The 13978-nt window shown below is 49.5% G+C and carries 14 protein-coding genes; 8 read left to right on the top strand and 6 right to left on the bottom strand.

Translation table 11 applies throughout. From position 1 onward, the window contains the following. Positions 1-34: 34 nt before the first annotated feature. Complete coding sequence (locus HMPREF2696_RS07560) at positions 35-1531, bottom strand: TrkH family potassium uptake protein (RefSeq protein WP_004520109.1); 1497 nt, start codon at positions 1529-1531, stop codon at positions 35-37. A 171-nt stretch (positions 1532-1702) separates the two neighbouring features. Here HMPREF2696_RS07560 and HMPREF2696_RS07555 point away from each other — a divergent pair, with 171 nt between their 5' ends. The 3 genes from HMPREF2696_RS07555 to HMPREF2696_RS07545 all read left to right on the top strand — a co-directional run bounded on the left by HMPREF2696_RS07555 (position 1703) and on the right by HMPREF2696_RS07545 (position 2737). After that, positions 1703-1978, top strand: a complete 276-nt coding sequence (locus HMPREF2696_RS07555; RefSeq protein ID WP_004520108.1) for a type B 50S ribosomal protein L31 — start codon at positions 1703-1705, stop codon at positions 1976-1978. Further along, entirely contained in the window at positions 1978-2103 is a 126-nt protein-coding gene (gene ykgO, locus HMPREF2696_RS07550) for a type B 50S ribosomal protein L36 (protein WP_003685279.1), read from the top strand. Before HMPREF2696_RS07555 ends, ykgO begins: the two co-directional genes overlap by 1 nt. Positions 2104-2344: 241 nt before the next feature. Continuing rightward, on the top strand, positions 2345-2737 hold the full coding sequence (locus HMPREF2696_RS07545) for an MliC family protein (RefSeq protein ID WP_070588258.1): 393 nt from the start codon (positions 2345-2347) through the stop codon (positions 2735-2737). Between the two features lie 207 nt (positions 2738-2944). On the opposite strand, the gene HMPREF2696_RS07540 is transcribed toward HMPREF2696_RS07545, so the two are convergent. From HMPREF2696_RS07540 to HMPREF2696_RS07525, 4 genes are all read right to left on the bottom strand, one after another. Then, entirely contained in the window at positions 2945-3319 is a 375-nt protein-coding gene (locus HMPREF2696_RS07540; RefSeq protein ID WP_070588256.1) for a DUF5071 domain-containing protein, read from the bottom strand. Positions 3320-3624: 305 nt separating this feature from the next. Beyond that, positions 3625-6417: an isoleucine--tRNA ligase gene (gene ileS, locus HMPREF2696_RS07535; protein WP_070588254.1), complete on the bottom strand. Its 2793-nt coding sequence runs from the start codon at positions 6415-6417 to the stop codon at positions 3625-3627. Positions 6418-6555: 138 nt separating this feature from the next. Continuing rightward, positions 6556-7482 carry a bifunctional riboflavin kinase/FAD synthetase gene (ribF, locus tag HMPREF2696_RS07530; protein ID WP_004520102.1) on the bottom strand — a complete coding sequence of 309 codons (927 nt, stop codon included), beginning with the start codon at positions 7480-7482 and terminating at the stop codon, positions 6556-6558. Positions 7483-7605: 123 nt separating this feature from the next. Continuing rightward, a complete protein-coding gene (locus HMPREF2696_RS07525) occupies positions 7606-7995 on the bottom strand; it encodes a hypothetical protein (RefSeq protein ID WP_004520101.1) in 390 nt (129 codons plus the stop codon). Between the two features lie 160 nt (positions 7996-8155). Between HMPREF2696_RS07525 and HMPREF2696_RS07520 the strand changes: the two genes are divergently transcribed. The 3 genes from HMPREF2696_RS07520 (at position 8156) to HMPREF2696_RS07510 (ending at position 11443) form a co-directional block, all read left to right on the top strand. Next, positions 8156-9031, top strand: coding sequence for a YoaK family protein (locus HMPREF2696_RS07520; RefSeq protein WP_003747306.1), 876 nt, complete (start codon positions 8156-8158; stop codon positions 9029-9031). A 218-nt stretch (positions 9032-9249) separates the two neighbouring features. Further along, complete coding sequence (locus HMPREF2696_RS07515; protein ID WP_004520099.1) at positions 9250-9930, top strand: YiaD family glycine zipper/OmpA-like lipoprotein; 681 nt, start codon at positions 9250-9252, stop codon at positions 9928-9930. Positions 9931-10270: 340 nt separating this feature from the next. Next, positions 10271-11443, top strand: a complete 1173-nt coding sequence (locus tag HMPREF2696_RS07510) for an NAD(P)H-dependent flavin oxidoreductase (RefSeq protein ID WP_004520097.1) — start codon at positions 10271-10273, stop codon at positions 11441-11443. A 115-nt stretch (positions 11444-11558) separates the two neighbouring features. Here HMPREF2696_RS07510 and HMPREF2696_RS07505 read toward each other — a convergent pair whose 3' ends face one another. Next, positions 11559-11939 (bottom strand): carboxymuconolactone decarboxylase family protein, encoded by a 381-nt coding sequence (locus HMPREF2696_RS07505; protein WP_070588253.1) that lies wholly within the window; start codon positions 11937-11939, stop codon positions 11559-11561. Positions 11940-12018: 79 nt separating this feature from the next. On the opposite strand from HMPREF2696_RS07505, the gene HMPREF2696_RS07500 reads away from it, so the two are divergent. Together HMPREF2696_RS07500 and dapC are read left to right on the top strand one after the other, a co-directional pair. Continuing rightward, on the top strand, positions 12019-12378 hold the full coding sequence (locus HMPREF2696_RS07500) for a MerR family transcriptional regulator (RefSeq protein WP_070588251.1): 360 nt from the start codon (positions 12019-12021) through the stop codon (positions 12376-12378). 387 nt (positions 12379-12765) lie between these two features. Beyond that, positions 12766-13956, top strand: a complete 1191-nt coding sequence (gene dapC / locus HMPREF2696_RS07495; protein WP_004520092.1) for a succinyldiaminopimelate transaminase — start codon at positions 12766-12768, stop codon at positions 13954-13956. Positions 13957-13978 lie beyond the last annotated feature (22 nt).

Here is a 13978-nt window from a genome sequence, read left to right as displayed (position 1 = left end):
GCCGTCTGAAATTTCAGACGGCCTTTTTCTACACTTATTTCTTCCAATATGCCGGAGTAAACAAAATTAAAACGGTAAAAATCTCCAAACGTCCCAACAACATCACCGCCGTACACAGCCACTTCTGCACATCGCTCAGCGCGGCATAATTATGCGACGGACCAACTGCGCCCAAACCCGGCCCTGCATTGGTAATACAGGCAATGACTGCCGTGAAGGCGGATAAAAAGTCCAAGCCTGCGGCCATCAGTAAAAAGCTGAATACGATGACCGTCATAAAGTAAATAAAAATGAACGACATAACGGTCAGCGCCATACGATCCGGAATGGAGCGATTGTTGACCTTTACCGTACGAACCGCACGCGGGTGCAGCAAAATCAACATCTCGCGCAAGCTGAATTTAAACAATACCAACGCACGCACGTTTTTAATACCGCCACCCATAGAGCCTGAGCTTGCCAACACGTTAGAGAGGAAAAACATCCACAGCGACACAATCAGCGGCCATTGAGCAAAGTCAGTATTGGAAAAACCGCTGGCCAATCCTATGGACACAAAGTTGAAGCTGACAAAACGCAAAGCTTCGCCAAGGCTTTGGTACACGTCCTGCTGCCACAGATACAATGCCGAAATCAAAATACTGCCCGACAAAACCAGCAGCATGGTGCGGCATTCTTCATCCTTCCAATACACCCGCCAAGAGCGGTTGCCCAGCGCAGTAAAATGGCTGGCAAAATTGATACCGCCCCAGACAGTAAAAAACATCAACGTCCATTCGACTGCCACAGAATCAAAATAGGCAACGCTGTCATCATGTGTCGAAAAACCGCCCAAGGCCACTGCCGACATCGCATGGCACAAGGCATCAAACCAACCCATACCGGCAATATGCAAGGATACAAAAGCCGCAGCAGTTGTCAGCGCATAGGCAAACCATAGCCGTTTGGCCACTTGCGAAATGCGGGGCGCCATCTTACTTTCTTTATCCATACCCGGAATTTCTGCTTTGAAGAGCTGCGTGCCCCCCACGCCCAACATCGGCAAAATCGCCACAGCCAGCACGATAATACCCATACCGCCAAGCCAGTTGAGCATGTGTCGCCAAAAGTTTACAGACGGCGCCAGCGTATCCAAGCCGGAAATCACTGTCGCACCTGTCGTCGTCAGCCCCGACATCGCTTCAAAAAATGCATCGGTAAAACTCATGGACGGCATATAGAAATAAATCGGCATCGCCGCCACGACAGCAAAGGCCAGCCACAGCATCAATACCAGGGTAAATCCATCACGCGGCCGCAATTCACGGTTGAAACGCAAAGTCAGCACCCAAGTTACACACGATACCAGCAATACAGTCAAAGCCGTATAGGCAAACACGAGAAACGCGCTGTCGTGATAAAAATACGACATCAGTGTCGGCACGGCCAACAGTAATGAAAACAACAGTCCCAGCTTGGACAATACATGGACAATCGGCATCACCTTGCTTACCGCACCGCCCAATCTGAAACCCTTATGCAGATACATCATATTCCTATCATCAGAAAACAAAATGTTTCAGACGGCCTCATAAAAAAGGCCGCCTGAAACCGCATATTTTATCAAAATGCCGCAATCCCGTGATAAAGAAAAACAAAAAACACTTGCCTGCTCTTTTTCTAGGAGTATAATGTTATACCATAACATTTACTGGAGAAAAAAATGAAATCCGATATCCACCCGGACAACTATCGTACCGTCCTGTTTTACGACAGCGGCGCAGACCAAGGATGGCTTATCCGTTCATGCGCCAATACCCACGGCAAAACCATGGTTTGGAAAGACGGCATAGAGTATCCCCTCTTTTCGCTTGATACTTCTTCCGCGTCCCACCCCGTATACACAGGCAAACAACGCAATGTCAATATCGAAGGCCGCGCCAGCAAGTTCAACCAACGTTACCAATCCATGATGTCTTCTTTCAGAAAGGATAAATGATGCAAGTCCTCTCATCCCTGAAAACTGCAAAAAAACGACACCGCGACTGCCAAATTGTCCGCCGAAAAGGCAAAGTGTACGTCATTTGCAAGAGCAATCCCCGTTTTAAAGCACGCCAGCGTTAAGCTGTCCCATCCTTCTTTCAATGTAACTCTCTGAATTTTCCGCACTTTCGTTTACCTCTAGCGCAAGTGCGGCTTTTTTTCAAACGGCATTAATCATTCATATCAAAACTACAAAGAATCCTGCCATACTCCCGGAAACAGGAAGGAAAAGTAAATAATGGTTATCCCTATTGTGAAGCCATAAAGATATTTATAACATGCCGCTACATTCTTCCTTCAACACTGACCATAGGAGTCAAAAATGAAAGTAAAAGCCCTGCTTGCAATTGCCGCCGCCATGAGCCTCGCTGCCTGTGCCGCACCCGAAGCCCATCAACATGACCATGGTCACCGTCACGAGCACAATCATGACCACGGCCGTGCACACGATCATGATGCCCGTGTTCAATCATTCAGCTGCGAAAACGGCCTGTCTGTACAAATCCGCAACCTGAGCACCAACCAAGTTGAACTGCGTCTGGATGACAAAGTTGCCACCCTATCTTCTGCCGTTGCAGGTTCAGGCGAACGCTATGTTGCCAACCAAGGCCTGTTCGGCAAAGGCGCTGAATGGCATCAAAAAGGCAACGAAGCATTCTTCGGCTTTACTGACCCATACGGCAACAAAGTAGAAACTTCTTGCTCTGCCCGCTAATTTTTACTTAGCAATAGAATAGCTGAAGGCCGTCTGAAAACTTGTTTTAGACGGCCTTTTATATTGGATAAAACGAAAGTCCGTTTAAAGATAAAATGTAAATATGAGGCTATTTGAAGGTTCAAAACACATCGAATAAGTAATACCCTTTGAAAGGTACCTTCTACGACAATACATTATTTCAAAATCATTAAATATGTATCCAACTTAATTTAAAACTTTTTCCAAGATTTCTTTAAGGTTTTCATCATCTTCATCCAAAATTAATTTTTCTGAAATATTATGAAGACAATGCTCCAAATCAATGGCTAAGGCTACTTGGTTTTGATAGGATAATTTTGGATAGAGTTCAAGTAAAACCCAATAAATGCATATACTATCATTTGAGTAAAAAATATTTGAAACGAATGGAAGTAATATATCTTGTCGTTCTACAAAGATTTCGACAATTTCACTAAAAACAGGAAAGTTCGCATCTCCCAACCATCCTGAGAGCCACTCCCCCATCTCAATTAATTCCTCATCGTTGCAGTCCTTAATTTTTTTGCAAGCCTTGATGTCAAACTTATCTTTAGGGCGCATATGATACCTCATTGTTTTATTAGAGACTTACGAATACAGAATTGTAATGATTGATCTCAATTCTAGACAAATGATTATTCGTAATTCCTGCATCCTCAACAAATTTTCTCTGAAGTAAGAGTTATTTTGTGCAATTAAACTCCTACCCTGCAATAACTTGAAACCCTATCCTGCATTTTACCTAAATCACAAATCCCAATTACCCTTCAGAATCTATTTGCTCCACGAAACAGATTCAATAAACAAAGGCCGTCTGAAAACCTATTACTAAAGTTTTCAGACGGCCTTTATCTTAGACCAAACCATTAAGCGTAATGTCTGTCTTCGCCTTTACCGTCAACGTTGTCGGCACAACGTTTACAGATGGTTTCATGGCCTGCAACTGTGCCCACATCGTGGGTATAGTGCCAGCAGCGTTCGCATTTTTCACCATCACTGGCTTTAGCGGTTACAGTAAGTTCATTACCTACTTTCACTTCAGCTTTAGACACCAGCAAAGCAAAACGCAATTCTTCGCCCAAAGTGTTCAGATAATCGGCAATTTCTTCCGGAGCCGTAATTTCGGTTTCGACTTGCAATGAAGAACCGACGGTTTTATCCGTACGCAAAGGCTCGATGGCGGCAGTTACTGCTTCGCGTGCTTCGCGGATTGCCGTCCATTTTTTCACCAATTCGGCTTCGGCTTTTTCATTGATGGATGGGAACTCATGCCAGGTGTGGAAGAGGACGCTGTCTTCTTCGCCGCCACCAATGATGTCCCATGCTTCCTCTCCGGTAAAGCACAAAATCGGCGCAATCAGCAGAACCAAACTGCGTGTGATGTGATACAGGGCTGTTTGCGCACTGCGGCGTGCATGGCTATCTGCTTTGGTGGTGTAGAGGCGGTCTTTCAGGATATCGAGGTAGAACGCGCCCAAGTCTTCCGAGCAGAAAGAAACAATGTCTTTTACGGCAAAGTGAAAGGCATAACGCGGATAGTAGTCGCCTGCCAGACGCTCTTGTAGCTGACGCGCCAATACCACGGCGTAGCGGTCGATTTCCACCATATCTGCCTGTTGCACGGCATCTTCAATAGGATTGAAGTCGCTGAGGTTGGCAAACAGGAAGCTCAAAGTGTTGCGGATACGACGGTAGCTTTCAGTAACGCGTTTGAGGATTTCTTTGGAAATCGCCAATTCACCGCTGTAATCGGTAGATGCCGCCCACAGACGCAGGATGTCCGCACCGAATTCATTGTAAACTTCTTGCGGTGCGACGACGTTGCCGATGGATTTCGACATTTTACGGCCATTTTGGTCAACCACGAAACCATGGGTCAGCAGCTGTTTGTATGGTGCACGACCCATGGATGAGGCGCAACCGGTCAACATAGAGGATTGGAACCAGCCGCGGTGTTGGTCGCTGCCTTCGAGGTAGAGGTCGGCAGGCCAGTCTAATTCTTCGCGCTGTTTCAAGACGGAATAATGGGTCGAGCCTGAGTCGAACCATACGTCCATGGTATCGGAAAGTTTGTCGTAATTTTCGCAATCTTCCGCGCTCAAGAGTTCGCTCTTATCAAGAGAGAACCATGCTTCGATGCCTTTTTCTTCGATGCGTTGTGCTACTTTCTCCAAAAGCTCAGCAGAGTTCGGATGCAGCTCACCGGTTTCTTTGTGAACAAAGAAGGTCATCGGCGTGCCCCAGTAGCGTTGGCGCGAAACCACCCAGTCAGGACGACCTTCAATCATGGCTTCCAAACGCGCACGACCCCATGACGGGAAGAATTCAGTGTCATCAACGGCTTTGATGGCTTTGTCGCGCAGGGTTTTACCGTCAGCACCTGCTTTGTCCATACCGACAAACCATTGGCCGGTCGCACGGTAAATCAACGGCGTTTTGTGGCGCCAGCAGTGGGCGTAGCTGTGTTCGATTTTACTGCTTGCCAAAAGGCTGCCGGTTTCTCCCAGCCATTGCAGGATGACGGGATTGGCTTCCCAAACGCTCATACCAGCGACACGAGGTGTTTCGCTGATGTATTTGCCTTCGGCGTTGACAGGGTTGTAAAGCTCGATACCGTATTTATTGCAGACAGCGTAGTCTTCCAGACCATGCGCAGGCGCAGTGTGCACCAAGCCGGTACCGGCGTCGGTGGTAACGTGTTCGCCGTTGAGCATGAGGATATCGCGTTCGAGGAACGGATGGTTCATGTGCAGGTTTTCCAGCTTGTCGCCGGTGGTTTCTGCCAATACTTTCAGGTCGTCTGAAGCGAAGCCGTAGCGTTTGAGCGCATCTTCTGCCAAATCTTTGGCCAACACCAATTTGCCTTTAGGCGTATCAATCAATTGATACACCACGTCTGCGCCAGCTGAAACAGCTTGGCTCGCAGGCAAAGTCCAAGGCGTGGTTGTCCAGATAACGGCAAACGCTTTGCCTTCGATGTCGGACAAACCGAATGCGGCGGCAAGCGCGGCATTGTCTTTAAACGGATAGGCAACGTCAATCGCAGGCGATACTTTGTCTTTGTATTCCACTTCTGCTTCCGCCAGTGAAGAGCCGCAGTCCAAGCAGAACTGAACCGGTTTCGCGCCGCGGTAGAGATAGCCGGATTTGTAGATTTCGCCGAGCATACGCACGGTATCGGCTTCGGTTTTGAAATCCATGGTCAGGTAAGGATTGTCCCAATCGCCCAACACACCCAAGCGGATAAAGTCTTTTTTCTGACGGGCAATCTGTTCGGCGGCGTATTCGCGGCACAATTCGCGGAAACGGGCTTTGGGCATGTCTTTGCCGTGCAGCTTCTCTACCATCACTTCGATGGGCAGGCCGTGGCAGTCCCAGCCCGGCACATAAGGCGCATCAAAACCGGCTTGGGTTTTGCTGCGGATAATAATGTCTTTGAGAATTTTATTGACGGCATGACCGATGTGGATGTCGCCGTTGGCATACGGAGGACCGTCGTGCAGAATAAATTTCGGACGGCCTTTGGCGATTTCACGCAGTTTTTGGTAGCGTTTTTGCTCGTACCAGCTTTTCAGCCATGCAGGCTCGCGCTTGGCAAGATTGCCGCGCATTGGAAACGGGCTCTCGAGCAGGTTTACGGTTTTACTGTAATCGGTCATTTTCTAATCTCTATTGTTGCGGTATTTCGGTTTCAGACGGCCTGATTGCTCATTTTAAAAAGAACAGGCCGTCTGAAAGAATTCAAAGGACTTATTGTAGCCCAATTGTCTTGATTTTATAAGCGTATAGAAGCGTTTCTATGGTTTCCAAACCTTTGCATCTTCCATATCTTGCAAAATTTGGGTTTTCAATGCTTCGATACTTTCAAATTTTTTCTCGTCACGCAGTTTGTGCAGGAAGCGGACGAAGATGCGCTGGCCGTACAAATCGCCGTTGAAATCGAACAGGTGGACTTCCAACTTTTGCGAACGGTTGTTGCTGACAGTGGGGTTAAAACCAAAGCTGGCCACGCCCCGGCGCGTACCGAATGCGCCGTCAGCTTCGACGACAAATACGCCGCTTAGCGCATAATGATACGGGGGAAGCTGGACGTTGGCGGTAGGCGAGTTGATGGTGCGGCCGAGTTTTTGCCCGTGCTTGACCTTGCCGCTTAACACGTAATCGTGCCCCAACAGTTTTTTGGCGTATTCCAACTTGCCGTCTGAAAGGGCTTGGCGGACGGCGGTACTGCTGGTGCGGATGTCTTCAACGATAACGGACGGTGTGCACTCGGTTTGCATATCAGGCTGTTGTGCCAAAAGTTCGAAACAGCCTTCCCGACCCGCACCGAAACGGAAATCATCGCCAATCAGCAGATAACGCGTATTGAGCGTTTTTCGCAAAAGCCGGTCGATAAACGTTTGTGCGCTCATCTCGGAGAAAGTTTGGTTAAAGCGCAAAACCCAAATGGCATCCACACAGCCGGTTTCACGCAAAAGGCGCAATTTAGTACGCAGCGGACTGATGCGGTAAGGCAGCTTTTTCCCGGCTTTACGCGCAAAAAACTCTTTGGGCTGAGGCTCAAAAATAACAACGACAACAGGCAGACCGCGCCGGTCTGCCTCTCGTTTGAGTTTTTGCAGGATATGTTTGTGCCCGAGGTGTACGCCGTCGAAGTTGCCAATGGTTACGGCGGCTCCTTGCGGAAATTGGGGCGGATGTCGCTGTCCAAGCCAGATGTTCATGGGTAGTTGGTAGTGTGTTTGAATAGGCGGCTATTGTAAACGTTATTGCCGTTTCAATAAACCTTAGGCCGCCTGAAACCAATAAATATATGCTTTCTGACGGCCCTAAGGTTTGTTAATACCTTACCACCACCAAGGATAACGGCCAAACGGATAACCCCAATCGTCGTAATAGCGATAGTAGCGGGCTTCGCGCAGCTGTTCTTGGGAAATATAGTTTTGCCATGCCATTTTGTAGCAGGCTTGGAACATCGGGTCGGAAACTTTGTCGATATATTTGAGGCGGAAGGCTTTTTGTTCCGCAGTTGCCACACCGGGTTTGCCTTCTTCGTCAAATTTGCGGCGGATCAGTGCGGCTGTTTCCTGATCGCATTGGGCGGCAAGATTGACTTGAAGATCCTGCTCATAGCGTTTCTGCGCTTGGGCGCGTGCGGCTTTTTGCTCGGGCGTGGTGGCGCAGGCGGCCAGCAATGCAACGGCGCCAAACAATAAGGTCAGACGGATAGGATTCATCGGATGTTTCCTTATGTTTATATCTTTCTATTAATGTACGCCCTCATTGTGTAATGGGCAAGTGTGGCAACTTGGGAACACTTTAGATTATTTGTTCTTATCGGCAGACAGTTGCATATAAAATACACCCTGTATGAATGTTTAACTCCAAACCCACTCGATGAACGCTGACAAACCGCCCCACTCCTACCGATTGCGCCACCACAGGCAACACACGCCGCCGTTTTGGCAGGCGGACCGCCCTTATCTGCACGAGCACAATATTTCCGATGCCCGTTTCAGACGGCTGGGCTATATCATGGCCTTTCTTGCCGGTGCGATTAATGCGGGGGGATTTTTTGCTTTTGCGCGCTATATTTCCCACGTAACCGGCTCCATGTCTCTTTTGGCTGATGTGCTGTATCTCCAAGACTGGTGGTCTGCCGCGGTGACTTTCATCAGCGTGTTGTGTTTTGTTGCCGGTGCCGCGCATTCGGGTTGGGTAATTTTATGGACGCAGCAGATGCGTTTCCGTGGCAGCTTTGGGTTTTCCATGTGGCTGGAAGCAGTTTATCTGTTGATATTCGGCTGGTTCGGTATTGCTGCGATGGAGTGGGATTTTGGCGGCTCTGATTTTATTATGCCGTCTTTAGCATTGTTTTTATTATGTTTTATTATGGGTATGCACAATACGGTTATCACGCTTCTTTCCGGCGGCGCCATCCGTTCCACCCACATGACCGGCACGGCGACCGACTTGGGCATTGAAATCTCACGCGCGCTTTATTACTCCAAACAGCATCATCCGCGCCTACCGCACGTCCGAGTTAACAAACCGAAAATGTGGCTTTTAAGCGGATTGATGCTGTCGTTTTTACTGGGCGGCGTGGTTGGCGCATGGGGTTATCATCTGGTCGGCCATCATTTCGCCCTGCCCGTTTCCGCCGTTTTGCTCATACTGGGTGCAGGTTCAGTGGGATACGATGTCAAGGTCAGATTGAAATGGGCATTCGTCAACTGGTATCGCCGCAAGCAGAAAAAACGGAAGAAACTGTAAAAAACTTTGCTTGTTATTTCGCGACAAAACGGCCAAACTGTCGGAGAAATGCAGAAATGCTTCAGAATTATGTTAACTGGCAAATATTTTCGTAATATCGGGTTAAACCCATTCTTTTGCGTTTCGGATATTGAGTATCATAAATCCGTAATGATCCACGCGGTTTTTATTCATTTTTTCAGACGGCCCGGGCCGTCATCTAATAAAGAGGATACGACATGAAATTCTTGAAACCCCTGACCGTTATTGCCACTGCAATTCCTTTGGCGCTCACCGGCTGTGTAACTGATCCTGTTACCGGCCAACAATCCGCCAGCAAAACCGCTATGTACGGTTTGGGCGGTGCGGCTGTTTGCGGCATCGTTGGTGCACTGACCCACGGCGGTAAAGGCGCGCGTAACTCCGCATTGGCTTGCGGTGCAGTAGGTGCGGGTATCGGCGGTTACATGGACTACCAAGAGAAAAAACTGCGTCAAAGCCTGGCCAACACCAACATCGAAGTTGAACGTCAAGGCAACCAAATCAAACTGGTTATGCCTGAAAACGTAACCTTCGCTACCGGCAGCGCCGCCCTGAGCGGCCATGCTCAAAGCGCCCTATCTGCCGCTGCGCAAACTTTGGTTCAATATCCTGACACCACTTTGACCATCAACGGCCACACCGACAACACCGGTAACGACGCCATCAACGAGCCATTGTCTCGCAACCGCGCCGAATCTGTTGCCACTTTCCTGCAATCCCGTGGCGTAAGCAGCACCCGTTTGAGCACTTTCGGTTACGGCTCCCGTCAACCAATCGCCTCCAACGCTACTGTTGAAGGCCGCGCACAAAACCGCCGCGTTGAAATCTTGATCAACCCTGACCAACGCGCCATTGATGCCGCTAAAAAACAAATGTAATCCGACATCTGTCCGATTCCCATACTTAAGGCCGTCTGAAATTTCAGACGGCCTTTTTCTTTGTAGATTTTGTTTGCAATTTCGCCTCCTCAATCCAACCCATCATAAAATTTATTCCTTTATTAACAAGACTTTTCAATTTTTTCTTTAAAAAAACTGTATTAATACTCTAATTTTTACACTAACTTAGAGTATAATTCCTAAAATTTTAAAAACACGCCTCATGCCGTCTGAAAAACGGCGGCGAAAAACACACTTATTTATATACACATCAGCCCGTTATCCAATCCATTTCATAGGATTTCAGACGGCACTATCCAGAATCTATGAAGGAGCATCCATGCAAAACAACTTTGACCCATTGATTATCCGTGGCAAATCACTGATCCCCGTCGTACAAGGCGGTATGGGTGTAGGCGTTTCCGCATCAAAACTCTCTAGCGCGGTTGCGCGCGAAAACGGCGTAGGTACCATCGCCAGCGTCGATTTGCGCCACTTGCACGAAGATTTGCTGGCTGAATCAAAAATCGATTCCAGCGAAGAAAAATACACCCGCCTCAACTGCATCGCGCTTGACCGTGAAATCAAAAAAGCCAAAGCCGATTCAGAAGGCAAAGGCATGATCGCCGTCAACGTCATGAAAGCCGTCAAAGACCATGCCGCCTACGTCCGTCAGGCCTGCGAATCCGGTGCAGACGCGATTGTAATGGGCGCAGGTTTACCTTTGGACTTGCCGGAAATGGCCGAGGGCTATCACAAAGATGTCGCCCTTTTCCCTATTTTGTCCGAATCACGCGGTATCAACATCGTTTTGAAACGTTGGATGAAAAAAGGCATCTTGCCCGATGCCATCGTTATCGAACACCCAGCCCACGCAGCCGGCCACTTGGGTGCGGCAACCGTTGACGGCGTGAACGATGCCAAATTCGAGTTCAAACGCGTTATTGAAGAAACGTTTGAAGTATTCAAAAACTTGGGCTTGGAAAGCGAAAAAATCCCGTTGGTACTCGCCGGCGGCATGGCAAACTTTGAAAAAGTCAAAACAGCCTTGAAAAACTGGGGCGCGTCCGCCGTTCAAATCGGTACCGCGTTTGCCGTGACCGAAGAAGGCGATGCCCACATCAACTTCAAGAAAACGCTGGCCGGTGCGGAAACCGAAAAAGTGGTTGAATTCATGTCTGTTGCCGGTTTGCCTGCACGCGGCGTGCGCACCAAATTCCTCGACAACTACATCAAACGCGAGGCCAAATTGCAAGCCAACGCCAAAAACGATCCGCGCCGTTGCACCCAAGGCCTGAACTGCCTGACCAGCTGCGGCTTGCGCGACGGTTTGGCCAAAGCCGGTCAATTCTGTATCGACATCCAACTTTCCGCCGCATTCCGCGGCGAGGTCGATAAAGGCCTGTTTTTCCGCGGCAAAGACCCATTGCCGTTTGGCAACGCCATCCGTACGGTTCAAGAAACCATTCATTATCTTTTGAACGGTTCCCTGCCCGTCGTCCCTGCCAAATAAACGCATCAATTTGTTTTGTGGATGTGCAGGCTGCTTTTCGTTTCTCAGGAACTCCGTTTTAACTTCGTTGAAGCTGCGCTTTCAGGTAGCCTTTTTAGGTTTCAGGCAGCCTGCATCACTCCGCCGCCGCAAACACCTCCTTCGCTATAAACACCGCATTCAGCACCTTCGGAAAACCCAAATACGGGATACATTGGATAAACGCCTCCACAATTTCATCGCGCGTCAGCCCCACGTTCAGCGAAGCGTGGATATGCACGCGCAACTGGTTTTCACAGCCGCCCTGCGCCGCCAGAGCCGCCAGCGTTACCAGCTCGCGCTGCCGCACATCAAGCTGCGGGCGCTGGTAAATCTCGCCAAACGCGAAACCAATGATGTATTTGCCCAAATCGGGCGAAATATCCGCCAACGCCTGCCTCACCTTGTCGCCCTGCTCGCCGTCGATTTCGTTCAGCTTCGCTAAGCCGCGTGCCATTAAATCCTGATGATTCAACATTTTTCGTCTCCATACTCAAATTTGCAAAATTGCACGGACAGGTTAAACTATCAAGCGCACTTTATAGCAAGGAGATTTGATGCAGACCAAGGAATTTGCCGCGCAAACGAGTTTGTCCGCCGCCACGCTGCGCTACTACGAGCAGGAAGGGCTGCTGCGCCCCGAACGAAACGCCAACGGCTACCGCGAATACGGTGCGCGCGATTTGGAATGGGTGGGTTTCATCCTTCGGCTGAAAGACATGGGCGTGCCGCTGGCGCAAATCAAGGAATACGCGCGGCTGCGGCATTTGGGCGATGAAACCGTCCCCGAACGTTACCGGATTTTGCAGGAACATCAGGCGGCTTTGAAACGCAAACGGCAGGAATTGGACGCTCATTGGGCGTTTTTGGAGCGGAAGCTGGCGTGGTATCGTGAGAAGATGGGCGGGCAGGGATAAGCAGCCTAAAAGCGTGAAAAGCAGCCTGCACATTTGGGAAAGCCCAAGTGCAGGCTGCTTTTGTGTTCCAACTTCGTTAAAGCTCGCGCTTTCAGACGGCCTTATCGGGGCGAGCGTCCCAAAACATAATTATTACAATTCACACGCCATGAATTGCTGAGCGCCCAGTGATAATCGATGATGATGTCTTCCGAATTGGTGAAAAAGGTGCGGTCGCTGTGCTGGCCGTAGCAGACGTTGCTGTAATAGTTGGTGATGACGGGACCGTTTTGACTGCATTCAAAAGGCCGTCTGAAAACATTTAAACCCTGTTTTCAGACGGCCTTTTTGTCCCAATCTATCTAAAAAATGCTAAGATTGTTGCCTTAATTTATCGGCAGAAACATCATGAACCCATTATTGAACCACCTCAAACCCTATCCTTTCGCCCGCCTGCGTGAAGCCATGCAAGGCATTGATGCACCCGAAGGTGTGACGCCCATTCATCTGCAAATCGGCGAGCCGAAACACCCGACGCCCAAAGTCATCACCGACGCGCTGACCACCTCCCTGCACGAACTGGAAAAATATCCGCTGACCGCTGGCCTGCCTGAACTGCGCCAAGCCTGCGCCGAATGGGTGGCCCGCCGTTATGATGGTTTGAGCCTCAATCCCGACAATGAAATCCTGCCCGTATTGGGCAGCCGGGAAGCTTTGTTCTCTTTTATCCAAACCGTTTTAAATCCGGCTTCAGACGGCCCCAAACCGGTCGTTATCAGCCCCAATCCTTTCTATCAAATTTACGAAGGCGCGACTATTTTGGGCGGCGGCGAAATCCATTTTGCCAACTGTCCTGCGCCCAGCTTCAACCCCGATTGGAGCAGCCTGCCTGAAGACGTATGGCAGCGCACCAAAGTCCTGATTGTCTGCTCGCCAAACAACCCGAGCGGCAGCGTCCTGCAATTAGAAGATTGGAAAGAAGTTTTTGATTTGCAAGACAAATACGGCTTCGTTATCGCCTCTGACGAATGCTATTCCGAAATCTATTTTGACGACAACAAACCGATTGGCGGCCTGCAGGCTGCGGCGCAATTAGGACGCGGTACACGCAACATTATTATGTTCACCAGCCTGTCCAAACGCTCCAACGTCCCCGGTTTGCGTTCCGGCTTTGTCGCAGGCGATGCCGAGTTGCTCAAAAACTTCCTGCTCTACCGCACCTACCACGGCAGCGCGATGAGCATTCCCGTCCAACGCGCCAGCATTGCCGCTTGGAACGATGAAGAACACGTCATCGACAACCGCCGCCTCTACCAAGAAAAATTCGACCGCGTCATCCCTATTTTGCAACAGGCATTCGATGTCAAACTGCCTGACGCGTCGTTCTACATTTGGCTGAAAGTTCCCGATGGCGACGACTTGGCATTTACGCGCAACCTGTGGCAGAAAGCCGCTATCCAAGTGTTGCCCGGCCGCTTCCTCGCCCGCGATACCGAACAAGGCAATCCGGGCGAAGGCTACGTCCGCATCGCTCTGGTTGCCGATGTGGAAAGCTGCGTCAAAGCGGCTGAAACCATGGTTGCTTTATACCGCCGATAAAACAAAGGCCGTCTGAAATTTC

The organism is Neisseria sp. HMSC058F07 (assembly GCF_001810035.1).
GTDB lineage: Bacteria > Pseudomonadota > Gammaproteobacteria > Burkholderiales > Neisseriaceae > Neisseria > Neisseria perflava.
This window is presented reverse-complemented; position numbering and strand designations above follow the sequence as displayed.

Coding starts and splice junctions, on each gene's coding strand:
- ileS (WP_070588254.1), bottom strand. CDS start 6,417: ATGACCGATTACAGTAAAACCGTAAACCTGCTCGAGAGCCCGTTTCCA.
- dapC (WP_004520092.1), top strand. CDS start 12,766: ATGAACCCATTATTGAACCACCTCAAACCCTATCCTTTCGCCCGCCTG.
- HMPREF2696_RS07515 (WP_004520099.1), top strand. CDS start 9,250: ATGAAATTCTTGAAACCCCTGACCGTTATTGCCACTGCAATTCCTTTG.
- HMPREF2696_RS07540 (WP_070588256.1), bottom strand. CDS start 3,319: ATGCGCCCTAAAGATAAGTTTGACATCAAGGCTTGCAAAAAAATTAAG.
- HMPREF2696_RS07510 (WP_004520097.1), top strand. CDS start 10,271: ATGCAAAACAACTTTGACCCATTGATTATCCGTGGCAAATCACTGATC.
- HMPREF2696_RS07560 (WP_004520109.1), bottom strand. CDS start 1,531: ATGATGTATCTGCATAAGGGTTTCAGATTGGGCGGTGCGGTAAGCAAG.
- HMPREF2696_RS07525 (WP_004520101.1), bottom strand. CDS start 7,995: ATGAATCCTATCCGTCTGACCTTATTGTTTGGCGCCGTTGCATTGCTG.
- HMPREF2696_RS07520 (WP_003747306.1), top strand. CDS start 8,156: ATGAACGCTGACAAACCGCCCCACTCCTACCGATTGCGCCACCACAGG.
- ykgO (WP_003685279.1), top strand. CDS start 1,978: ATGCAAGTCCTCTCATCCCTGAAAACTGCAAAAAAACGACACCGCGAC.
- HMPREF2696_RS07555 (WP_004520108.1), top strand. CDS start 1,703: ATGAAATCCGATATCCACCCGGACAACTATCGTACCGTCCTGTTTTAC.
- HMPREF2696_RS07545 (WP_070588258.1), top strand. CDS start 2,345: ATGAAAGTAAAAGCCCTGCTTGCAATTGCCGCCGCCATGAGCCTCGCT.
- HMPREF2696_RS07505 (WP_070588253.1), bottom strand. CDS start 11,939: ATGTTGAATCATCAGGATTTAATGGCACGCGGCTTAGCGAAGCTGAAC.
- HMPREF2696_RS07500 (WP_070588251.1), top strand. CDS start 12,019: ATGCAGACCAAGGAATTTGCCGCGCAAACGAGTTTGTCCGCCGCCACG.
- ribF (WP_004520102.1), bottom strand. CDS start 7,482: ATGAACATCTGGCTTGGACAGCGACATCCGCCCCAATTTCCGCAAGGA.